17 protein-coding genes and 1 tRNA gene are annotated in these 22016 nt (G+C 43.2%); 7 read left to right on the top strand and 11 right to left on the bottom strand.

The genetic code is table 11. The annotated features are described in order from the left end of the window. Positions 1 to 115 precede the first annotated feature (115 nt). A complete protein-coding gene (locus H6G32_RS17985; RefSeq protein WP_190460721.1) occupies positions 116 to 268 on the top strand; it encodes a hypothetical protein in 153 nt (50 codons plus the stop codon). Between the two features lie 322 nt (positions 269 to 590). On the opposite strand, the gene H6G32_RS17980 is transcribed toward H6G32_RS17985, so the two are convergent. Further along, a tRNA-Val gene (locus tag H6G32_RS17980) sits at positions 591 to 664 on the bottom strand. 65 nt (positions 665 to 729) lie between these two features. Further along, the gene (locus H6G32_RS17975) at positions 730 to 2007 is read right to left on the bottom strand and encodes a hypothetical protein (RefSeq protein WP_190460720.1); all 1278 of its coding nucleotides are present in this window, start codon (positions 2005 to 2007) and stop codon (positions 730 to 732) included. Positions 2008 to 2208: 201 nt separating this feature from the next. Here H6G32_RS17975 and H6G32_RS17970 point away from each other — a divergent pair, with 201 nt between their 5' ends. Beyond that, positions 2209 to 2994: an SDR family NAD(P)-dependent oxidoreductase gene (locus tag H6G32_RS17970; protein ID WP_190460719.1), complete on the top strand. Its 786-nt coding sequence runs from the start codon at positions 2209 to 2211 to the stop codon at positions 2992 to 2994. 1 nt (position 2995) lies between these two features. Here H6G32_RS17970 and H6G32_RS17965 read toward each other — a convergent pair whose 3' ends face one another. From H6G32_RS17965 to H6G32_RS17935, 7 genes are all read right to left on the bottom strand, one after another. After that, a complete protein-coding gene (locus H6G32_RS17965; RefSeq protein ID WP_190460718.1) occupies positions 2996 to 3775 on the bottom strand; it encodes a photosystem II S4 domain protein in 780 nt (259 codons plus the stop codon). A gap of 65 nt (positions 3776 to 3840) precedes the next feature. Then, complete coding sequence (locus H6G32_RS17960; protein ID WP_190460717.1) at positions 3841 to 4347, bottom strand: hypothetical protein; 507 nt, start codon at positions 4345 to 4347, stop codon at positions 3841 to 3843. 99 nt (positions 4348 to 4446) lie between these two features. Then, positions 4447 to 4827, bottom strand: a complete 381-nt coding sequence (locus H6G32_RS17955) for a hypothetical protein (RefSeq protein ID WP_190460716.1) — start codon at positions 4825 to 4827, stop codon at positions 4447 to 4449. Between the two features lie 316 nt (positions 4828 to 5143). Continuing rightward, positions 5144 to 7240, bottom strand: a complete 2097-nt coding sequence (locus H6G32_RS17950) for a TolC family protein (RefSeq protein WP_190460715.1) — start codon at positions 7238 to 7240, stop codon at positions 5144 to 5146. 104 nt (positions 7241 to 7344) lie between these two features. Further along, positions 7345 to 8904, bottom strand: coding sequence for a circadian clock protein KaiC (gene kaiC / locus H6G32_RS17945; RefSeq protein WP_190460714.1), 1560 nt, complete (start codon positions 8902 to 8904; stop codon positions 7345 to 7347). Positions 8905 to 8973: 69 nt separating this feature from the next. Beyond that, positions 8974 to 9297, bottom strand: a complete 324-nt coding sequence (gene kaiB, locus H6G32_RS17940) for a circadian clock protein KaiB (RefSeq protein ID WP_190460713.1) — start codon at positions 9295 to 9297, stop codon at positions 8974 to 8976. Positions 9298 to 9402: 105 nt separating this feature from the next. Continuing rightward, on the bottom strand, positions 9403 to 9987 hold the full coding sequence (locus tag H6G32_RS17935) for a KaiA family protein (RefSeq protein WP_190460712.1): 585 nt from the start codon (positions 9985 to 9987) through the stop codon (positions 9403 to 9405). Here H6G32_RS17935 and H6G32_RS17930 point away from each other — a divergent pair. Beyond that, the gene (locus H6G32_RS17930; protein ID WP_190460711.1) at positions 9974 to 10162 is read left to right on the top strand and encodes a hypothetical protein; all 189 of its coding nucleotides are present in this window, start codon (positions 9974 to 9976) and stop codon (positions 10160 to 10162) included. The genes H6G32_RS17935 and H6G32_RS17930 overlap by 14 nt on opposite strands. Before the next feature lie 681 nt (positions 10163 to 10843). Then, positions 10844 to 14248, top strand: coding sequence for an ATP-binding protein (locus tag H6G32_RS17925; protein ID WP_190460710.1), 3405 nt, complete (start codon positions 10844 to 10846; stop codon positions 14246 to 14248). Here H6G32_RS17925 and H6G32_RS17920 read toward each other — a convergent pair. Both H6G32_RS17920 and H6G32_RS17915 read right to left on the bottom strand, forming a co-directional pair. After that, positions 14199 to 16142 carry an ArnT family glycosyltransferase gene (locus tag H6G32_RS17920; protein ID WP_190460709.1) on the bottom strand — a complete coding sequence of 648 codons (1944 nt, stop codon included), beginning with the start codon at positions 16140 to 16142 and terminating at the stop codon, positions 14199 to 14201. The two genes, H6G32_RS17925 and H6G32_RS17920, sit on opposite strands and share 50 nt — an antisense overlap. 183 nt (positions 16143 to 16325) lie before the next feature. Then, entirely contained in the window at positions 16326 to 16946 is a 621-nt protein-coding gene (locus tag H6G32_RS17915; RefSeq protein WP_190460708.1) for a hypothetical protein, read from the bottom strand. 599 nt (positions 16947 to 17545) lie between these two features. Here H6G32_RS17915 and H6G32_RS17910 point away from each other — a divergent pair. Genes H6G32_RS17910 through H6G32_RS17900 form a run of 3 tightly spaced genes read left to right on the top strand, consistent with a single transcriptional unit; the run spans position 17546 to position 22016 of the window. Continuing rightward, a complete protein-coding gene (locus tag H6G32_RS17910; RefSeq protein ID WP_190460707.1) occupies positions 17546 to 17878 on the top strand; it encodes a DUF565 domain-containing protein in 333 nt (110 codons plus the stop codon). Positions 17879 to 17928: 50 nt separating this feature from the next. Beyond that, positions 17929 to 18960, top strand: a complete 1032-nt coding sequence (locus H6G32_RS17905; RefSeq protein WP_190460706.1) for a glycerate kinase — start codon at positions 17929 to 17931, stop codon at positions 18958 to 18960. Between the two features lie 53 nt (positions 18961 to 19013). Beyond that, the gene (locus H6G32_RS17900; RefSeq protein WP_190460705.1) at positions 19014 to 22016 is read left to right on the top strand and encodes a response regulator; all 3003 of its coding nucleotides are present in this window, start codon (positions 19014 to 19016) and stop codon (positions 22014 to 22016) included.

The following is a 22016-nucleotide window of genomic DNA, read 5'->3' as shown; positions in this document are numbered from 1 at the left end:
CTCAAGTACTGCTTTTAACTCTTCATTTGGATTAATTAAATTTTGCTGGCATCCATACATTTGTTTTGCCTCCTTACCTGTATGCTAACACAAGTGTGTCGTCATTGTGTCATATATGACAAAAAAAGAATTACACATTAGAATTACCGAACGCAGAATGAATAAACTGCGGTTGTATGCTGCAAAAAAAGATACAACTATTGCCCAAGTTGTAGAGGAATTGCTTGATACTCTACCTGAAATTACAGATATATTACAGGTAGGCTAAAGCCTACCGAGTCGTTTTTCATCCCCGGTCTGAAGTACGGAGTATGGCGCTGTGCGCCTGTTCCTCCGGGGCTTTCAAACTCCCGTCTGTTTCTTGTAAAAGCAGTATGGGTCAGAATATGGACGCCATCAGGAATGGTAAACCTATGGCAAACCTGAACACTTTTATACTGATGTCGGTTGTTGCTTACCAAATTAAATGACCATCTGACAAATTATAAGCAAGTGTCAGAAGTCTATAAGTGTCCCAAGAAATAAAGTCTAGAATGTCTAACTTTTGCATAGTCCAGCAGCAATTCATCCGCTTGAAAGCTGCTGTGAAATGGACGTAACTGGATTCGAACCAGTGACCTCTACGATGTCAACGTAGCGCTCTAACCAACTGAGCTATACGTCCTTAACCAACAATTATCAAATTTAGCATATCTTTTGCCAATAGGTCAATACCCAGAGTCAATTTATTTATTTTGGCTGTAGCTGGCGAAGTTTATTCTTTGCCGAGAGTAATAGTTCTTGAGCCTTTAAATAAGCTGTAGTCCCATTTTGCACCTTTTCCAGTCCATTGATGATGCCTTGCAAATCGCTGCTTACTCGATTGCGATCTAAATCCTGGGGATTAGTGGGAATGGAAGCAAGTAAGTTTTGAATTTTCCGTTGCGCTGTCTCCAAAGCCTCTAGAGAATCTTCTTCCGCTTGCCGTCGGATTTTGACTTGACCTAAATTAGTCTCATAAGTTGCCAGTAATTTCTGCGCTTCGGCATAACCCGCTACATCTTCTGAAGAAACTTCTTTCAATCGCTTAATTGCTTCTGACCACAAATTTTCTATTTGTTGCCATTCAGCAACCGAATGAGGCGGATTTTGCCCATTTTTAGCTGCTTCCCAGGAAAATTGCCGCGCTGCTGCGATTAATGCACTAATGCGCTCATTGCCTGCTGCTAAACCAATAACTTCCTCAAATTCGCGCTTGTCGGCTTCTAGTTGATTTTGGGCGGTTTTTCCGGCTAGGGTTTGACTAGGAATTTGCTCTAATTGATTTAGGGCTGTTCGCCAAGATGCGATTGCGCGGAGCGCAGCGCCAGAGGCGATCGCATTTTGTTTATCTGTTGCAGTTGCAGCTTGTTGATATTCCTGTTTTGCTTGCAATAGCGCCTGTGTATGATTCGTCAGCAACGTTTGAGCATTTTTTTCTTGAAACACCTTAGCCGCTAATAAGCCAACTTTGCTCCGTGCTGAATTAAAACCATAAACGCTAAACCGCGAGTCATACCACCAATATCTATATTCTGACCAATCATTAACAACCCAAGTCGGCAACTCATTGAGATGATGTTGTGTCTCCTTCAGCTTCTCTTCTCCCAAACCCAAATCCGCTGCACTGGTGGCTTGTTCAATCAATTGTTCCGCTTGTTCCAAAGAAGTTAGCGCCAGCCGATAGTGATTATCCATATTCACATAACTGGGTGCTAGCAAAATCGGCGCATTTTTAGACACAGGACGACGAATTACCGGATAAGGCAAATTTGCCACCCAAATCACACCCGCAGGAATGCCGAAAAGTATTGCTAACCAGAAAATTTTGCCAAATAGGCTGCCTTTAGCTTTTTTAGCCGTTTGCTGTGGTGATATTGCTCCTACCTGGAGAACTACAGGTTGCTGGCTGGTGGTAGGGTTAATTCCAGAATTGTTTGGAGAATTTTTACGCAGAATTTTCTGGAATATTGTGTGTAAAAAGGTCATAAAAGATAATTGATACTGAATTTATTATTACCCCATGCAGATGGAGATTCACAAATTCGTTGAAAAATTACCTAAATTCTAGCTTCTAGCCATGAAAATCAGGGAATCATCGAGACCTAAAAATTGATTTGTCTGCCTATTAACTCTGTATTGCCTTGCTAATATTTATAAGGTGACGGAATAAATCAGATAATACTTAAAATGTCAACAGCTTTAATTACCGGAGCGTCTGGTGGTATTGGTAAAGCTTTTGCCCAAGAACTAGCCGCCCGGAAGACAAATCTTGTGCTGGTAGCTCGTTCAACAGAGAAGTTGAACCAACTAGCGAAACAATTACAAGAACAATACTCAATTCAAGTTGAGGTGATAGTTAAAGACCTCACAGAAGCTAATGCTACTGATGCCATATTTGATGCCATCAAAGACAAGAAATTAACTATTGATTTGTTAATCAATAATGCTGGTTTTGGTGACTATGGCGACTTTGCCGAAGGGGATGGAGAACGGCAAATCAAGATGCTGCAATTAAATATTCTGGCATTGGTGGATTTAACCCATAAATTTCTCCCCTTAATGCGGCAACGTCGTGCAGGGAGCATTATTAATGTTGCCTCAATTGCCGGATTTCAACCAATGCCATACCTTTCTGTTTATGCTGCCAGTAAGGCTTTTGTGCTCAGTTTTAGTCAAGCACTATGGGCAGAAAATCGTGAATATGGCGTTCGCATCCTCGTAGCTTGCCCAGGCCCAACAGAAACCGATTTTTTTACTGAGGCTAAGTTCCCTCTATCTTTAACAGGTGCAAAAAATAAGATATCTACTCCTGAAGAAGTGGTAAGGGATGCCCTGCAAGCCCTAGAAAAAGGAGATTCTACAGTGGTAAGTGGCGGTTTAGGAAATAAAATTATCGTCAATATGCACAGGTTTTTACCACGAGAATCTCTAGTAAATATTTTGGCAAAACAGTTTAAATCTTCTACCAATTAATTTACATATATCGCGTCAATTGCACCCGATAGCGGTCTTTTTTGGTGACAGCTATTTCTCCAACTTCTAAGCGTCCTTTACTGCGAATAGCGATTAAGTCACCCGTTTTTACTTGGGCGCTAGGTTGGGTGACTTCTTTCCAATTAACGCGCACATCACCGGAGTCAATGAAATCTACCATTTTGCTGCGAGACATGGCAAAACCAGCGGAGGCGATCGCATCTAAGCGCAAAGAAGCCTCCACGGTGGTTAATTCTTTTTTCTTCGGTTCCCTAACTTTTAACTCATTTAAATCAATCCGCCGAGTTTTCACAGGTACTGATCTCACCTGGTTCAGACTCATCTCCAAAAATTCCGCCAACTCCGGGGCGACAATAGCTTGGGCCCCCCGTTCCCCTAGCACAATTACATCCCCTGTTTTTTCCCGAATAATCCCCGTCCCCAGCATCGCGCCTAAAAAGTCGCGGTGAGTAGCGGTATCAAACAGAAAATTCCCAGCAATTTCCAGGACGACGAGGGCGACTTGAGATTGATCTAGGGGGAGTTCCGAACGTGCGATCGCAATTCTTTGGCGTTCAGCTTGGGGATATCCACCCCACGCCACCAATTGCACCTCTGTTAACCGACTGAACACCCGCTGAATTTCCGCCAACTCTGGTGGAGACAAAAAATCAGTCAAAACCACTTCCCACGTTTTGATTGCTTGCTCCGCCTGATCGATCACACGAGCTAGACTATCTCGATTCTCAACACCCTTTAAAAGTTCTTCTCTTGGTAACATTCTTAAAAGTTATCAGCTTTTGAGTTATTCCTGATTCTAGCTTCATCTCCCATTTCCACAATCGACTAACCGCTAGTTGTATCAGCATAACCCTGGATATTTTCTGGCTCAAACTGACGTAATATGCGAGTAGCTTGCCGAGAAAGAGTTTCAGTACCCTGAACCACAATTAAGTACTTACCCATATCTAAACGGTTGCGGTAGGGTAAAGCATCACCACCACCCACAACTAAGCCAACGCCACCACCCACAAACACACTACCCATAGCACCACTACCAGCGCCCAGTAGTCCCCCAATGATATGATTGCCAATTTCACCCGCCCATCCAAAGGTATTTAAACCAGTGATGAGGCTGAAAGTAAAACCTGCAAAAAAGCCAAATGGTATCAGCCAGTATGACATTAGCCGCGCTTGCTTTTTGGCTTGCTCTTTGGGATCAATCAAGCCAAACTCGTCAGCGGTTTTATAGCCCCTGCCGAGGATACTACTTTTAATCCCTTCTTTTTCTAAGGCTAAGTAAGCAGATTCGGCTTGGATGCGGTCTGGTAATACGGCAACAAGGTAATTCATTGATTTAACAAAAATAGTTATCTGATAACAGCGTATCAGCCCTGGTGGAATCAGTCTTGCGCCTAATTTCAGATTATCAGCGCCAGAAAGTAAAGTTTCTTAGCCTCTTAGCGAATCCAAGGGTGCACAGAAATTGTTCACGCCTTGTTTGAGAATATATATCAAAACTGGCGTTGCTAAAATTTTCGGAAATGTTGGCATTTTTTTGAGGTTTGCCATCATCCCCACAATTGAGTTATTTACCAAGTCTTCCCGATATTCTTGTTCACAAATGACTGCACGCCATTTTTTAGCCAAAGCATCTAACCACTCGGAATTTGCTCGTTCTGGTTGTTGTCCTGCCCGAATGGCTAGGGTCATTGCTGCATCTTCTAAGTCTCCCTCGCAGTCTTCAATCAAGTCTAGCGCTTCCATACCTTGAGGATCATCTGCTAATAGAGAGCGAAACTGTGCAATTTCTTTCGATGTCACTGTAGTCATGAGTTTTTGACAAGCAGAGCGGTTTTACATTCAGTTATGTTAGTTCAACTGTTGGCCTTGGGAATCCCACAATCACGATACTGTTAGCCCCAAGTCTTAATCTAATATAGATTTTTTTGACCAAAAAGCCCCATTTACCACTGTAATAACTGGCAAATGAGGCAAATTTTGAGCAATACTCCTGTAGGCTGGAATTCTGCTAGCCGAAACTTCCTCAAGTCTATTCGCGCTAAAATTTGCTTCCTATTCTATTGGGTGCATAGCAGCGGTTATCCATGAGTAGGTAGATAGATGAGCTAGAAATGAGAACGTTGTTTTACTTATTTAGTGCCCTTGAGGTGACATATCGTTGTAAATCAGTCAAGGCACGGTTGTAATCCAAAATAGCCCGAATGCGATTACCTTCAGATGTTGTTAGGTCGTTTTCTGCATTAATGACATCAGTTTGAGTACCTACACCAGCTTGGAATCGCAACCGCGCTAAACGCAGAGCCTCCCTAGCCTGTTCGAGGGCTGTATTAGAGGTTTGAACATTCTCTAAGTTAGATAGCTGGCTAGAAAAGGCTTGTTCCACCTGAAAGCGGATTTGGTTACGCTGCTCGGCAAATTGAGTTTCGGCGATCGCAATATTAACTCTCGACTGAGACGCTCTTGCTTTTGCCGCGCCCCCATCAAACAAATTCAAGGTCGCCCTAACTCCCACCGAATAACCATCGCTAACGTTCACGTTATCATCAAACTGATCTAGCAGGTCATAGTTGGCAACCAAACTCACTTGAGGTCCTAGGGCTGACAGTGCCTGTTTTCGCTGTTGCTCGTAAATGTTGCGCTGGGCCAACTGCTGTTGTAGTTCCGGGCGGTTTTGATAAGCTAGCACAATACTTTGCTCCAGTGTCTGGTTCCAAAGACCGGCTAATTGCACAGGATCTGCCGCACTGATATTTACCGACTGCGGCAAACTTAACCGAGTTGCTAAACGACGACGGGCAATTTGCTGTTGTCCAAGAGCATTAGTTAGTTGTTGTTGGGAATTTGCTAAATTCACCTGCGATCGCAACACATCGAACCGAGTACCTACCCCAGCTCGCTCTAGGGCTTGTGCATCTCGCAAACTAGCCTGGGCATTTTGTACAGCCGACTGGGAAATGCGTACTTGCTCATCTGCTTGTTGCAGATCGTAGTATTCTCTAGCGACATTCAGGCGGATATCCTCAGACCTACTCTCTACAGCCAACTCATTGAAACGAAGCTGCTCTTCAGCCTGTTTGATGGTTGCTTGTCGTCTTCCAGAAGTATAGATATTATAGGACAGTTGCGCTTGACCACTGAAAGCCGTAGCATCAGATGCTGTAGTATCTGCTCTTTTTGCTGACAATGTATTTGAAGCACTCCGCCCATTAGATATCTCACTACTCAGATCAAAAGTAGGAAATAAAGCAGCTTGTGCTTCCCGTAAAGCCGCTTGAGTGCGTTCTAGCTCCAATATTGACACCTGGAGATCACGATTATTACGCTTTGCCAACTCCAAAGCTTGCACCAAAGTAATCGGCTGATTTCCCTGAAGCGTCACTTCCTCTGTTTTGGTAGGAAACTGCAAGGGATTTGGGCTGGGATTCAGGTTCTGAGGAATTGTCACAGAACTTGTAGGTGTAGGCGTTACGTTTTCCGCCGGAGTGGGGATTGTCACAGAACCAGCAGGTGCAGGGGTTACGTTTCCTGAGGTACTAGGGGTACTACTTTGAGCTAGCCTCTCGACGGTGACTTTTTGTTGTGAGCAGGCACTTGAGGCTAGGAGCAAAGAAGCAGAAGCAGCAGTTTGGCTTAGACTCTGTTCCTGTGAGCATTTGCGCGACGCCAAAAGCTTTGCTATTCCTTCACTCGTGACAGAAGTTGGTAAAACTGTCTGCAACTGGTTCTGAGGTTTTTTGTTTTGGACTACTGGCTGCTGGGAATTCGACAGAAGCGAAATTTCTTTCTGCCCAGAACTGGCTGATTTACTTTGTTGTTGGTTGCTTTCAACAGAACGGTTCCCATCTGTCAGATGGGTAATATGTGAGGTAACTGGCAGACTGGAAAATCTACCTTCGTCTTTCCTAGATATTTGTTCTATCGGCACAGCAGTACTTCCAGTCATCATTTCTGGAATACTGAGATTGCTAATAGGCTTCACGCTAAGTTGAGTCAAACCAGGAACAGATACTAGGGCTGAAGAATTATCGCCCGTAGTACTAGACATTTGTGGATTCACGATGTCCGCAGCTAAGGTTCGACCAAAAGCAGAAGTTGACACACTAGGAGAAGACGCCAGCTGTACCCCACTTACTTTTACAGTACTAGCCCAAGCGGGCTGAGTTGTTAATACCGCTGCTGTCACACCTGGTAAGAAGCTATGGAATAATTGCTGTCCTTTCACCGCATCTCCTCACACGAAAATCAATCTAGCGGCAGAATACTTGTCTTCACCACAGAATATAGCACGATACCAAATTTAGGAAAGAATATAGTACTACACTAAATTTAAGAATCGGAACTCTGTTTGTCTTCAAAACGTTTGACAATGCGAGAAAGTTCCGCCTTTTCATCTATACTAACGCGTGTAGGAGCACCACTGATAATCCGCTCGTAGTTACGGAAAGAATCTTTAATATCGGGCCCGTCAGATGTTATGTTGTATTCGCGGATACCTTTGTCGTGCCACGAACCCCGCATTTTAAATACATTGATTGCCCGCGACATTTCCCCACGAATTTCTACGTACTGCAACATGAGAATTGTGTCAGTAATTGTGGAGATATGAGACTCTGTAATTGAATGTGACCCCATAAATTGGTCAGTTGTGTTGGTAAAGAAACCAGTGATTTCTTCTTGTTTAGCATAACCCGTGACACCAATCACAAACTGCCGAAACGCATTATTACTCACTCCTCTAGCTAGGGCTGAGAGGGAATCAATAGCAATGCGGGCTGGCTTAAAAACAGCAATTTCTGACTTAATAATTTGTAAGTGGTCTTCTAAACCAGTGGATTCGGGATAGGTACAAATTATTTTGAGTAAACCTTGATGTTCTAACTCCTCAAAATCAATACCCCAAGAATAGGCATTGCGAGACAATTGGGCCCGTGATTCTTCATAAGCAAATAATATCGCCCGTTCGCCACTGAGGCAACCGTCTTGAATAAACTTGCTGACTAACAGAGTTTTACCAGTACCAGTAGCTCCTGTGGCTAAAATAATTGAATCTTTAAAGAAACCACCACCACACATCCCATCTAGGGTTTTCACCCCTGAAGATACCCGAATATTGGAAGACCGTTGGGTTAAACGCATCGCTCCCAATGGGAAAATGTTAACGCCTGCGTTGGTAATTGTAAAAGGATACTCTCCTTTCATGTGAGTTGTACCGCGCAACTTGAGAATTTCGATAGTCCGACGGCGACGTTCACCTTCTAAAACGTTGCGAACGATGACCACGTTATCAGAAACAAATTCTTCCACTCCAAAAGAGGCGACGGGGCCATATTCTTCACTCCGTTCGGTCGTAATGATAGTAGTAACGTTCAGTAGTTTGAGGCGTGCTACTAGGCGAAAAATCTCCCGTCGCACTACTCCCATAGCTTCGTATTGCTGAAATACTGCGGTTATGGAGTCAATAGAGACTCGTTTTGCCTTGTATTTGCGAATAGCATATTGTAAGCGCTCAATCAGGGCAGAAAGGTCGAAATTACCGACGATATCTTGACCTTCAGGATCGGGGGATGCATCCAGTATAAATAATTTACCTTCTTCAATGAGGCGGTGCAAATTCCACCCAAAAATATTAGCATTTTTAATAATGTCACTGGGTGATTCCTCGAAGGTAACAAACACTCCTGCCTCATCAAAGTAGGTGATACCGTTATAGAGAAACTGAAGAGATAATAAAGTTTTGCCTGTTCCAGAGGTACCGCTGACTAAGGTAGTTCGCCCAATCGGTAAACCACCATGACTAATATCGTCAAATCCCTCTATCATTGTGCGGATTTTTTCTACACCCCCATTCGGTGTTTTGTTTAGCTCTGGTTGGTCTTTTTCACTCATTGCTTGATCACAACTAGGTATTTCGCCTAGGTTCTCTATTACTAAAGTTTATACAGGTTTTCTTTATAACTAAGCATTTTCCTCTTGCCATTCTTCTTCACTTAATTCTTCATATAGTAAATCTAATCCAATCAATACTCTTTCTCTGTCTGAAAGGTCACCGATAATTTTGCGAACTGGTGGGGGCAAAATTTTTGATAACGTCGGCGTAGCTAATATTTTATCTTCTTCGGCTAGTTGTGGGCTTTTCAGGACATCTATTACTTTTAGAGCATAAACACCTTGAAATTCCTGTTCTAAAATGTTTTTGAGTGTTTTTAATGCCCTTACTGAGTTGGGTGTATTCCCAGCTACATAAAGCTTGAGAACATAGGTTTTTCTGGCTTTATTCATAAAGGTACAGGCTAGATGTGCGCGTATAAATACAAGCTTTACTGGGTTATTAAGAGAATCTGACAGCAGCTTTTTGTGCCGATTTTGACTTTTAATGAATTAAATTTATTTAGAAATCGAACACCTGTAAATTTCGCACAAATGTGCCAGTATATCTATCAATGTCAGGCGGTAATCAAGTAATGTTTCATCGCTCCTTCCTTCTAATCTTAGCTGTTTGGAAAATTCGTCAATCACTTCCATATGAACTTCTATGATTTGGGGCACAGGAATATTAGCATAAAATACGGCATTGATAAATTTATCGATTTTTTCTTTTAATGTTTTGTCTGTGGTAAAGTAATTTATCAGAATATCTCGGTATTCTAATTTAATTTTATGCAACAATTCTTGCCGCTCTACCTGACTCATCTGCTGATAAAAATGCTGGTTTTTCTGCTTGTAGCATGCTAATACATAGAAAGATTTATCAGCCAGTTGTGGATGTGGTTTTTGTTGTAACCACTTCGGTGAGTAGCAGATTTTTACAGCTGTGGTGGTAGCAAGAAATTCGTAGTGCGATCGCACAATTATGGCATCAATTAGGTTCCATATCTGTCCCAGCAAGCCTTGTGCTTGGGCAAAGACAGCTTGTGGGGTATTTAATTTTTTTTTAACATCTGGCTGCAGAATCAATATGGGTAATAACATCTATTGCTTATATATCTCCTCCAAAAATCACCCAGTCCAAGACTGGTTGGCTGATGTAGTGCCGGGAACGGTTTTAGGTAAAGACTGGGTGGGAACCGCTCTGTGTCAAAAGATAGTGCTGACTACTCAACAACCTGATGCAGTGAATAAGTGCCAGCACTTGTGTGGTCGTTGATGAAGCGTTTAGTAGCTTATTTATGGTTTACATCTGTATATCTATCTGAATATAGATTTTTTTATTTCGCTCCTTGATAAGATACTTAAACGAACTTAAAGTATTGTCGCATTCTAAATCATTATAATTCCTCAAGGTTCTAAAGCGAATCTTTGGGGCCATAATTGTTTTAGCTGTAACTATTGATGAGGAGTTTCAATACCAGTAGTACACTGATGAGGATAGTCGCTCAAAGTAAGGAGTGGTAAAGGGAAATACTGCCTCTCTGAAAATGATTAGACACAAGCAGGTGTCCGTGAGGGTAAAACCAATTGTTTCGATGGCGTTGAAATTGTGAACTGCTCAGGTCAGCACCCCGCTAGGAAGAGAGGTTGCTCTCCAGCCTCCAATGGCAGATAGGTGACGGGACTAAGTCTTAACTGACGCGTTGTTTCTGAACTGACTATACCTACAAATGCGGCGCCAGTTTGTAGCTAAGAGAGTTAACCGTTAAACATCTTTACGTTCGCGTGCGCCCTTAGCGTAGCGAAGCCTCAGCTTGTACGCCAAGTGGTTTACAAACGTTTCGTGTATTCCTTATGAGTCTTCTTAAAGGAGATTGCTTCAGACGGAAAGACCATCAGCATTTTGGCAGATCGTGATGCTGGAGGTTCCCACAGGAAGAATGACCCCCAAAGCCTTATGTCAATGCTACAGTACCCACTTTATGACTTTCTAGCAACGGTGCCCAGCTGCGTAGAAACAAGTACTCTGGCAGTGGTGCTGGAGATTTTTGAAAAAGAGCAGTGCGATCGCTTGGTAGTGGTGAATCAACAGCAATGCCCCATAGGGTTGTTGTACTCTGCCCGTTTAATCCAAAAATTATTGGCAGCAGCCGAAGGTGAGAAGGTTCTCAATTTACAACAGCCACTCTCAACCTTGGGACTAGGCATTGTTGAGCCAATACAAACAATACCAGCTGCTGAACGGCTGGAGAAATTTAGCTTGTTATTGCGTTACCAACAAACCCAAAAAAACCGAAATTTAGATTGGGCCCTGATTGACTCAGAGAAGAAATTTTTGGGGCTAGTAGATAGCTCACGCCTATTGCGATTATTGACTAAGGAGAAAGTAGCAATTGCCTCAACCGCCCAGCGGGCCTCTGGGGGCAATGCCACAGAGTATGATTCTGGTGTAAAAGCTCACTCAAGAATGCGTTCACCCACCCTTGCCCCAGGGTCTACGCCAAAAAAACGCCAGCCAGTAAGACACAAGCCACTAGTGCAGTTGTTAGAAAGACTGCCTTGGCCTTTAATGTTACAAACGAGTACTGGCGAAGTGGTGACACAAAACCCAGCTTGGTGGCAACAACTAGGAGTATTGAAAGATCCAGAAGGCGTGAGGCAAGAGGTGGAGTCCATACTTGCCCCTGAAGTGGCTAAACAGCCAGAATACTCCAGCCAAAAAGCAGTCATTGTTCATCCCAATGGCAGAGGCGATGAAGACGAGGAGTCACCCCCAGGCATTCAACGGCATCCAGGAAAAACTGATTGGTCGGCAAGAAATGAAGCAATGCTGCAAACAGGCTCGCCATCGGTGGCCAAGAACTTTCAAGAGTCACCAGTACCCGTAAAAGATGCATCTCGCTGCTTTTTGGATAGTCGTTTGGGTACTTGTACCTGCGTCGTTGAAGTGCAAAATGGTCAGGAGCGAGTCTGGCAGTTTGCCAAAATCCCATTAGATAGCCCTGAGTTGAAAGTCCTGAATTCTGATTCAGAAATTACTCTCAGGACTCAGGAATCAAGATTGAACACTGAGGATTTATGGTTGGTGTTAGCCACTGACGTTACCGAGCAGCAGCAGCTTTGCAAAGAACTGGCAGCCAAAAATGCCGATCTGATTCAACTCAATCGCTTAAAGGATGAGTTTTTAGCTTGTATTAGTCATGAACTAAAGACACCCCTAACCGCCGTTTTGGGTTTGTCGCGGTTACTTGTAGATCAGCAGTTGGGAGAACTCAACGAGCGTCAGGCCCGTTATGCGGGATTAATTCATCAAAGTGGACGCCACTTAATGAGTGTGGTCAATGACATTTTGGATTTGACCAGGATGGAAACCGGACAGATGGAGCTGATGCTGGCTCCCGTCAAAATTCGCGCCGTGTGTGAACGCGCTCTATCAGAAGTAAAAACCCTCCATAATCAAACAAGCATTGCCTCCCATGGAGGACTTGATCAAAGTACAGCCTCAAGAGATCACCAATTTAACCTCGCCATTGAACCAGGCTTAGACCAAATGGTGGCGGATGAATTACGCTTGCGCCAGATGTTGGTACACTTGCTTTCCAACGCTTTTAAGTTTACCGAAATATCTGGAGAAATTGGGCTGCGAGTGAGTCGTTGGGAAGGGTGGATTGCTTTTACAGTCTGGGACACAGGTATTGGCATTCCCGAACACCAGCAACACTTAATATTTCAAAAATTCCAACAATTAGAAAATCCCCTCACCCGTCAGTTTGAAGGTACTGGTCTGGGTCTGGTATTAACTAGGGCCTTGGCTCGTCTCCACGGTGGTGATGTTAGCTTCTTGTCTCGTGAAGGTAAAGGCAGCCAGTTTACCCTACTCCTGCCGCCCAGTCCTCCAAACACAGGCAACGGCTCGCCAGAAGTGGCAAACTCAGAAGACTGGGAGAATCTTACTAGCAGCAGGGAACTGTCCACCTTATCATCTGGGCATCTCAGTACACCACCACAGCCTCACCCCACTAGCTCCCAACGGTTGGTGTTAGTAGTCGAGGCAGTAGCCCGATATATTGAAGACTTAACTGAACATCTCAAAGGTTTAGGTTATCGGGTAGTGATTGCTCGTTCGGGAACAGAGGCTGTAGAAAAAGCCCGGCGCTTGCAACCAAAAGCCATTTTCTTGAATCCGTTGCTACCTTTGCTATCAGGTTGGGATGTACTGACTTTACTGAAGTCTGACGCTGCAACTCGCCACATTCCTGTAATTGTGACAGCGACGGGTGCCGAAAAGGAGCAAGCTTATGCTAATCAGGCTGATGGCTTCTTAAGTGTGCCCGTAGAGCATCAGGTATTGGCACCGCTGTTAGAAAAGTTATGTGCAGCAGCACCAGAAACTCGGCAGCTAGGGTCAGACGGTAACGAAATTAATGTCACTAAAATCCCCCTGCGAATTCTGAGGTTGGTGAATCCGGAGTTGGCATCGGTCAACCCCCACCCCTCACTTCGAGAACATCGGGTGATTGAAGTAGATGATTTAGATCAGGCAGAACTCTTGGCACGGGTTTGGCAGTTTGATGTAGTTTTGCTGGATGTGGAAACTTCCACTGCTCAAACTTACCTGCAACAGTTGACTAAGTATCCCCGCTTGGTCGCTCTACCGCTGGTAACATGCGATGTAGCCACCACCTTGGCAGCTTCCCAGATACCGGGACTGTCGGTGTTTCCTTACTTAACTCCTTTTGGCAGAGATAACAGCAGTCATAGTGGCAAAACAGATGCTTTATTGTCAGTGCTGCAAATTGCTTCTGGTTTCTGCTGTCCTCCTAGTATCTTAGTGGTGGACTTGACCATGCTGCGCGATTTACCACAGGTGAGACAGGTGCGGGGCGATGGGGCAGAAAAAAATTACTCTGAACGGGGATCTGAGTGGTTCCAAGCTTTAGTTCAGTATTTACAAACTGCTGGCTTCAAGGCGGCTATGGGTCGCTGCTGGGCAGAAGTGCTGCAACAGATTCGCCACCAAAGCGTTGACTTACTGCTGATTTATTTGGGAGAATCTGCCATTCCCAAAGAGGTAAAAAAAGCACTGAAAGCATTGGGAGATTTACCTTTCAATTTGCCACCAATTTTGGTACTCGACCAGCGATTAAATCAGGTTGCTCATCCGGAAATAGATTTGTCTAGAAAGAATGGGTTTGAGTCTATAGAAACTGCTGTGGGTGCGTTGGCGGAGCTTACCGGGGGTATCGCTACCCAGATATTACCCCGTTCTATATCAATGGAAGAGCTACTACACCATATTAGTCAAGCTTTAGCTATGAATGTTCAACTTGACTCTCCCCAGGAATCAAAGCGAGGGGATTGATGAACGAACTTGAGGAAGATATATCCATTTTTTCAGTCTTGGCTTTCTTCAAGGGAACGCGAATCAGCTGATAAGCGCCCTTGGTGCTTAAACTCTTGTAATCATCTGGAGGCAAGTCCATTTGTAGCAATCTTTTTTGCTCAGTCAAAATCAGCAGCGATGGCGGTTGTACTTTCTGAGCAGCCTGTTGTTGAATATGGGCTACTGCATCTCTAGAAAATTTCATGTAATTTACTTGACTACCTGTGTAAAAAACCACGCTAGGCTTTTTGAAACCAACCATGACCAATTCTTCATGGGGTTGTTTTGCAAGGGAGGCGATCGCAGATAATTCTTTTAAAGGTATCTGACGCTCCCGATCCATCAAAAAGACAGCAGGCATCAAAACAATCACCAAAAACGCCACAAACCCCAGCAAATTAATAGTGATGATCGGACGCCAGCGATGGTTCAGTAGAAAAACCGCAACCATGATGGCACATAGTAGCCAAATTCCACTGCCATAAGTTGTTAAACCCGACTGTTGAATCAGTTGCTCTAAGTTGGGTATGGCTGGATCACTGCCTAATATCTGGGGTAGGTGAAATAGTGCCACTGAGAGAACTGATAAAAAAGCTATATTTACCCAGCCAGTTACTCGGAAGAAGGATGGGGGGCTAGGGCGTTGGGGCAATGGGGCGTTGGGGGGGAAAGAATGATCCCCGTGTCTATGTGTTTCCCTGTCTGGGAAAAGGTCACTCCACAACAGCGCCACCAGAATAGCTGCGGCTGGCATTAAAGGCAACATATAGCTGGGGAGTTTGGTGACAGCAATGCTGAAAAAGCCAAACACAACGACAAACCAGAACCAGGCAAATAAACCTAATTGTTGAGAGCGTTCTTGGGTGCGCCAGTGCGATCGCTGCCAAAATTTTAGCCTCACCATTGCTGCTGGTAAGTAAACCGAATAGGGTGCAAAGCCCAGCAGTACCACCAAGAAGTAAAAATACCAGGGGCCTTTGTGACCATTAACGACTTCTGTAAAACGTTCCAGGTTGTGATAACCAAAAAAGGCATTAATATAATTCCAGCCATTGCGCCAGATCACTAATGCGTACCAGGGCAGTGATATGCCTAAAATAATCAGCATCCCCATCAGCAGGCGCATTTCCCGCAAGACTTCTCGCACCTTGCCCAAGTACACCAAAAACCCTGCAATAATTAGTCCAGGCAAGACGATTCCCACCGGGCCTTTGCTCAAAATTGCCCCAGCAGTTAGTACATAACTGGCTAAATACCATTGATTAGGGAATTTTGAATTTTGAATTTTGAATTTTGAATTATTTGCGTATCCCAGAAAGAAGCATAACAAAGCTGATGCCATGCATCCGTTGAGTAGCATATCTGAGACACCGGCTCTTCCCCAAATAATCATTTCGGGACTGAATGCCATCACAGCAGCTGTAACTAAAGCTGTTAAGTAGCGACGAGTTAGATTTGTAACTTGCTCTAATTCATCTTTTTGTGCCAAATGCCAGTATACAGTGTAAAAAGCAAAGCTAATCAGACCCATCGCCGTCAACGCTGAGGGGAGACGCACTGCCCATTCATTTACCCCAATCATTTTATAGGCGATCGCCTGACACCAGTAAATTAAAGCAGGTTTGTCGAAACGAGTTTCACCATTGAAATACGGGGTGATCCAATCACCCGTGACAAACATTTGCCGGGAAGCTTCAGCAAACAACGGCTCTGTTTCATCAATCAAGCTAATGCGGCCCAAATTCCACCCAAAAGCTACCCAGCTAATCAGCAGCAAGCACAGAATCGACACAGTCACAGCAAGGGCTGGACGCTTTCCTAAATTGTTGAACCACTGGTCAACAGCACGGAGAACACTCAATTTCAGCCTCATGAATCGATACTTAGAGACACGATTGATCGCGCCCTTCTCACAATAGTCAACAATCAACAGTCACTAGTCAATAGTCGTTTGTTCGCTCTATTTTGTTCTCAGGCTTTACCCACAGCTGGGTAATGGGTGATGGGTAAAAAATTAATTCTTTTCCGCTGCACCTTCCCTGGCGCTCAGTCCTAACTATGGATTCAGTACCAGTTGCCATTCATCGTTTTGGGGGTTCCTTGTTGGTGATGGAGTTTCCCCGACAACATAAGGCCCCCAATAGCGACGCGTTCCATCCTGAGCAAAGGCAACTAAAATATCTCCCTTTTCCAGCTTTAAATTACCTTGTGGTAATGAAAGAATCAGCCCCTTTTGACTGCCTTCTTGGGGAGCAAAATCCCAATGGGCTGGGACATCATAATGAGTTTTTTGAGAGGAGCGACCCTTGACTGTTGACTGTCGGGCCAATAGTGCCAGCCGCACAGGCTGATTTGTCTGATTGCTCATTCGCAAGGTTCCTCGTCCCTTGGTTTTATCAGTTGAGTCGAAACGATATGCCAACAAGGGAGGAGAATTATCTCTACTACTGGGTTCTACTTGGTTGGTGGGGGTGGATAGGTCAACTATTGCTTTTGCCGATGTAACAGATGAGTCGGTTTTATTCGGCAATTTGTGTGAGTCTGTAGGTATTGGTAAAGATTCATCTGGGTTGGTGGTCTCAAAGGATATGCTCATGCCTAAACATCCTGCAAGTAGTCCCAGCAGCCCCAATGAACAAGCGGTAACAGCAAAGTTACGAAACATGGAAGATTTCATAAGGTATAGATTTTAGAAATAATTATTTGTTTAGGCTTGACAAAATCCTGTCCTATTCTCCCAAAATGGTACGCAAAGAAAGTTCCCCATTTCAGACTCTCTGAAAATCAGTCGCAAAAATGTATCATAAATATCATTTTGAGGAGAAAAAAAATGTGGGAAATTATTTTCTTAATACTTGACTAAACAAAACAATAGACGCCTGTTTATTTTTTTTCTTAACCGTAGATTAAGACGAAAAAATAACAAGGCAATACTGAGGCGAAAAATTCATTTGTAGAATCACAACCAGGAATTTTGGTCAGCCAGGTATTACCGTCAACAAAGCACCCTTTTAGCAACCCCAAGTTAATCTACAAAACACAGTTAATCCTTAATGCTTTACCCTTCATCTTTAAGATAACTCTGCTACGCCCTGAGATACCACCCTAGGGAAGGAAATCTTTTGGGGATCTGTACTGACTTCAAGACGATATGTTGTATAAATTTTGATAACTACAGAAGATTTATCACATCGTCCAATAAGCTGATGCTAAAACCGATATCCTGAGTATGGGAATATTTCAACATATCTTGACTTTTTCCCAGAAGTCCCCAAAATGCAAAATACTCGTCTTAACAACCTGTTTGACACCATTGCTAGGCGATTGGGGCAATGGTTTATCAATCCTTGGCGGCGGTTCTCTCTGCTGTTAATTAGTTTTTTATTTGGTTTTTTTCTAGGAACAGCAGTGTCGACTATAGCTGGACAAAAAGGACAAGTGGATATTGTAGTAGCCGGGTTTTTAGTGCTACTCACGGAGGTTACTAGCAGGATATTTTATAGTCGCAGCTTTTTGGCTAGACGATCGCTTTGGGTCGAATCATTAAACTGGCTGAAAGTTGGTTTCATCTACAGCCTGTTTGTCGAAGCCTTTAAGCTAGGTTCGTGATTTCTCACCCTTGGGAAAAACCTGTCCAAAAATTGAAGACTCAAAATCATATGATTAACTTGACAACGGATGTAACAGATGAATCTTGGCAGATGTGGGCACGAGAGGCAGCACTGGGGGATACTTTCAGGGCCCAAGCTTTTGGCATAACACCGGAAAATGTGGCTGAGGTGATCGAAAAGCGATCGCACTTACTCGGCTTAGTTCTACCAGCATTTAGCCAATTTTGTGAAACTACCCTCAAGGTGGAACCCCAGGCATTGTTACAGCTGTTGTGGGATTTGTGGTTACCGTTGGGGATCAAACTAGCAACCCAGCGCCAAGATTTAGGCAGACCGCTAATTCAGGGGATTTTGGGCGGACAAGGTACCGGCAAAACCACCATGTCCCAGGTTCTCGGTTTAATTCTCTCAGCGTTGGGATACCGCAGTCTGAGTTTGTCTTTGGATGATTTATACAAAACTTATCGCGATCGCCTAATTTTAAAAGAGCAAGATCCCCGCTTGATTTGGCGTGGCCCACCAGGTACCCACGATATCGGCTTAGGCTTAAATGTGCTAGATGACATTCGACGGGGTGAGAATTCTGTGACTGTGCCTCGGTTTGATAAATCTGCATACTCAGGTACAGGCGATCGCACAACTCCCGAAATCATCACAGATATTGATATTGTCCTCTTTGAAGGTTGGTTTGTCGGTGTGCGACCAATTACACCAGAGGCATTTGCTACCGCACTGGCGCCCATTATCACCCCAGAGGATCGGCAATTTGCCAGGGACATGAATCATCAACTCAGGGATTATCTGCCCCTGTGGGAGCGCTTAGACAGCTTAATTTTACTTTACCCAACAGATTACCGCTGTTCTTTAGAGTGGCGCAAACAGGCTGAACGGCAGATGATTGCTGCTGGTAAATCGGGAATGACTGAATCGGAAGTAGAAGAATTTGTCTATTATTTTTGGCGATCGCTACACCCAGAACTATTCATCAACCCTTTAGCCAAATCTTCGACATTCGTTGATTTAGTCATTGAGATTCATCCTGATCATAGCTTTGGTGCAGTTTATAGCCATCACATCTGATAAATAGAAGAGTAGAATTAAACATAAAATTAAAAATCCCAAAATACTTCAATATGGAAAAGACAGAATTTACTATATCAGACCAAATTGATATTAGTAACTGTGACCAAGAGCCAATCCATATTCCTGGTCATATCCAGCCACATGGTGTACTCCTGATTTTACAGGAACCCCATCTCAAAATTTTGCAAGTTAGTGAAAACACCAATCATTTTTTGGGAATTCCCGCAAAGATTTTAATTGGTCAAGAGTTAAACTGCCTATTATCTGACGCAGAAATAGAGTTAATAACTGATGCCTTGACACAAAATAACTTGGCATTCGTCCACTTATTTAAAATAAAAACTGAGCCTGGTAAAAGCCATCATTTTTTTCTAGGGATGATTCATCGATCTAATGATGTTTTAATTCTGGAACTAGAACCTCAGTCAACCAGACAAATAGGTCTATCCCTGAGACATTATCATCTTTTAGAAGCAGCAATTTCTCACATAAACAATGCATCTAATTTGTCTGATATATCGCAAATTATCGCCCAACAAATTAGAAAAATAACCCAGTTTGATCGAGTGATGGTCTACAGGTTTGAAGCAGACTATAGTGGAGTCGTTATTGCTGAAGATCATCAAAATCATTTAGAAAGTTATTTAGGACTACATTATCCTGCCGCTGACATTCCGACTCAAGCCAGAAAATTTTACTATGAAAATTGGCTGCGACTTATTCCAGATGTTAATTATCAACCAGTAAAAATAATTCCCACAAACAATCCTCTAACAGATAAACCGATTGACTTAAGTAGTGCGGTATTGAGAAGTATATCACCATTGCATGTAGAGTACTTGCAGAACATGGGCGTTGCTGCTTCAATGTCCATTTCACTAATTAATGAAAATCGCCTTTGGGGTTTGATTGCTTGCCACCATTACACTCCCAAGTATATTGATTATGAGATTCGTAAAACTTGTGAGTTAATCGGTAAGTTTGCATCTCTTGAATTACTTCAGCAGCAGGAACGCTTGTTGAATTTTTATCGCCAACAAGTCAAAGCAATTCAGGAGCAGCTAAGTCAAAATTTAGGTAATAAATTAGACTACATTGGCAATGTATTCCAGCGTAATGAGTCCAGCGTCTTGAATTTAGTTCGATCTACTGGTGCTGCCATCTTATTAGAAGGACAACTAATCTTGATTGGTAATACACCTTCTGAAACCGATATTCAGGAGCTAGTAACCTGGCTACAAAACCAAAATCAACAAAAGATTTTTTACACAGATTGTCTTCCTCAACTTTACCCAAACGCCAGAAAAATCCAAGATATAGCCAGCGGCATTTTAGCAATTTCAATTATTCTCAATCAGCGGTCTTATCATATTATCTGGTTCCGACCAGAGCAAATTCAAATTGTTTATTGGGCAGGTAATCCCAATAAGTCGATATCTGTCACCTCAGACAATAGCCTGCGTCTATCTCCACGTAAATCATTTGAAATGTGGAAAGAGACTGTTCAAGAGAAATCATTTCCCTGGCAACCATTTGAGATTGAAGTTGCACAAGAAATGAGAAATAATCTCATGCTGGCAGCACTAGAGTTTTCTCAAATGGCACTACAGGAGGCAGCAGAACAGGCAGAAATTGCCAACCGCGCCAAAAGCAATTTTCTTGCCAAGATGAGTCATGAATTAAGAACTCCCCTGAATGCTATCTTGGGTTTCACTCAGCTTATAACCAGAAATGGCGCTTTATCTCCAGAAGACCAAGACAATTTAGACATCATTAATCGTAGTGGTGAGCATTTGCTGATTTTAATTAGTGATGTTTTGGAAATGTCCAAAATTGAGGCTGGTCAACTAACCCTAAATAAAAGCTATTTTGACTTGCACCGTCTAATTTATTCCATTCAGGAAATGTTAGCACTCAAAGCTTCAGATAAAGGACTGAGTTTAGTGACTGAAATTGGTGAAAATGTGAGCCAGTTTGTTTATGGTGATGAGGGCAAGTTACGACAAATACTCATTAATCTGATTGGGAATGCCGTCAAATTTACCGTTGTTGGTTATATAGCTCTCCGAGTATCTTATCCCAGTAATTCTGTATTTTTCGTACCTGACCAAACCAAGATAGTTGTCGAATTTGAAGTTGAAGATACCGGGCCTGGGATTGCTATTGAAGATTTGGGGTTAATTTTTGAAGCATTTGTACAGGCTAAAAGTGGCCGACAGTTTATGCAGGGTACAGGTCTTGGGCTAGCTATTAGCCGCCAATTTGCCAGACTCATGGGGGGTGACGTTACAGTTCGGAGTACTTTAGGTCATGGTTCAACCTTTACTTGTCAAGTTCAACTCACCCAAGTTGACACAGTTGATGTTCTTCATCCCACACAACCCACAAGACGAGTCATTGGGTTGGAACCTGGACAACCTAACTACCGAATTTTGGTTGTTGAGGATGTCCCAGAAAATCGGCAGTTAATCGTCAAATTGCTAAAGTCGGTTGGGTTTGAGGTGGGTGCTGCGGAAAATGGTTTAGAAGCAATTGATATTTGCCAAGAGTGGGAACCGCACCTCATTTGGATGGATATACAAATGCCCGTAATGGATGGACGTAATGCAACTAAGCGAATTCGAGCCATTACCCAAGGAAAAAACCTAACAATTATTGCTCTGACTGCAAGTGCTTTTCAGGAAGACCGAAAAGCTATCTTAGAAATCGGTTGTGATGATTTCGTTGCTAAACCTTTTGAAGAAGATGTTCTGTTTGACAAGATGGCGCAGTATCTAGGTTTGCGCTACATCTATGCAGAAAATAATCAACAAAACATACCTGAACCTAAAATTCAATATCAGCAATTGACTGTATCTGATTTGCAGGTTATGCCTCCTGCTTGGATTTCTCAAGTCCATGAAGCAGCGCTTATAATTGATGATATAAGACTCTACGAATTATTTAATCAAATCCCTGAACATGAGCATCAACTTGCTAAGTCTTTAAAAAATCTAGTTGATGATTTTCACATTGAAACAATTATTAACCTGACTGCTCCTCTGCAAAATTAA

Source organism: Cylindrospermum sp. FACHB-282, assembly GCF_014697195.1.
In the GTDB taxonomy this organism is placed as follows: domain Bacteria; phylum Cyanobacteriota; class Cyanobacteriia; order Cyanobacteriales; family Nostocaceae; genus Cylindrospermum.
The sequence above is the reverse complement of the archived record's forward strand: the minus strand, read 5'-3'. Positions and strand labels throughout refer to the sequence as shown.

Bases quoted from the DNA above. Each gene is read 5' to 3' on its own strand.
- H6G32_RS17985 (WP_190460721.1), top strand. From the start codon at position 116: ATGACAAAAAAAGAATTACACATTAGAATTACCGAACGCAGAATGAAT.
- H6G32_RS17975 (WP_190460720.1), bottom strand. From the start codon at position 2,007: ATGACCTTTTTACACACAATATTCCAGAAAATTCTGCGTAAAAATTCT.
- H6G32_RS17970 (WP_190460719.1), top strand. From the start codon at position 2,209: ATGTCAACAGCTTTAATTACCGGAGCGTCTGGTGGTATTGGTAAAGCT.
- H6G32_RS17965 (WP_190460718.1), bottom strand. From the start codon at position 3,775: ATGTTACCAAGAGAAGAACTTTTAAAGGGTGTTGAGAATCGAGATAGT.
- H6G32_RS17960 (WP_190460717.1), bottom strand. From the start codon at position 4,347: ATGAATTACCTTGTTGCCGTATTACCAGACCGCATCCAAGCCGAATCT.
- H6G32_RS17955 (WP_190460716.1), bottom strand. From the start codon at position 4,827: ATGACTACAGTGACATCGAAAGAAATTGCACAGTTTCGCTCTCTATTA.
- kaiC (WP_190460714.1), bottom strand. From the start codon at position 8,904: ATGAGTGAAAAAGACCAACCAGAGCTAAACAAAACACCGAATGGGGGT.
- kaiB (WP_190460713.1), bottom strand. From the start codon at position 9,297: ATGAATAAAGCCAGAAAAACCTATGTTCTCAAGCTTTATGTAGCTGGG.
- H6G32_RS17930 (WP_190460711.1), top strand. From the start codon at position 9,974: ATGGGTAATAACATCTATTGCTTATATATCTCCTCCAAAAATCACCCA.
- H6G32_RS17935 (WP_190460712.1), bottom strand. From the start codon at position 9,987: ATGTTATTACCCATATTGATTCTGCAGCCAGATGTTAAAAAAAAATTA.
- H6G32_RS17925 (WP_190460710.1), top strand. From the start codon at position 10,844: ATGTCAATGCTACAGTACCCACTTTATGACTTTCTAGCAACGGTGCCC.
- H6G32_RS17920 (WP_190460709.1), bottom strand. From the start codon at position 16,142: ATGAGGCTGAAATTGAGTGTTCTCCGTGCTGTTGACCAGTGGTTCAAC.
- H6G32_RS17915 (WP_190460708.1), bottom strand. From the start codon at position 16,946: ATGAAATCTTCCATGTTTCGTAACTTTGCTGTTACCGCTTGTTCATTG.
- H6G32_RS17910 (WP_190460707.1), top strand. From the start codon at position 17,546: ATGCAAAATACTCGTCTTAACAACCTGTTTGACACCATTGCTAGGCGA.
- H6G32_RS17905 (WP_190460706.1), top strand. From the start codon at position 17,929: ATGATTAACTTGACAACGGATGTAACAGATGAATCTTGGCAGATGTGG.
- H6G32_RS17900 (WP_190460705.1), top strand. From the start codon at position 19,014: ATGGAAAAGACAGAATTTACTATATCAGACCAAATTGATATTAGTAAC.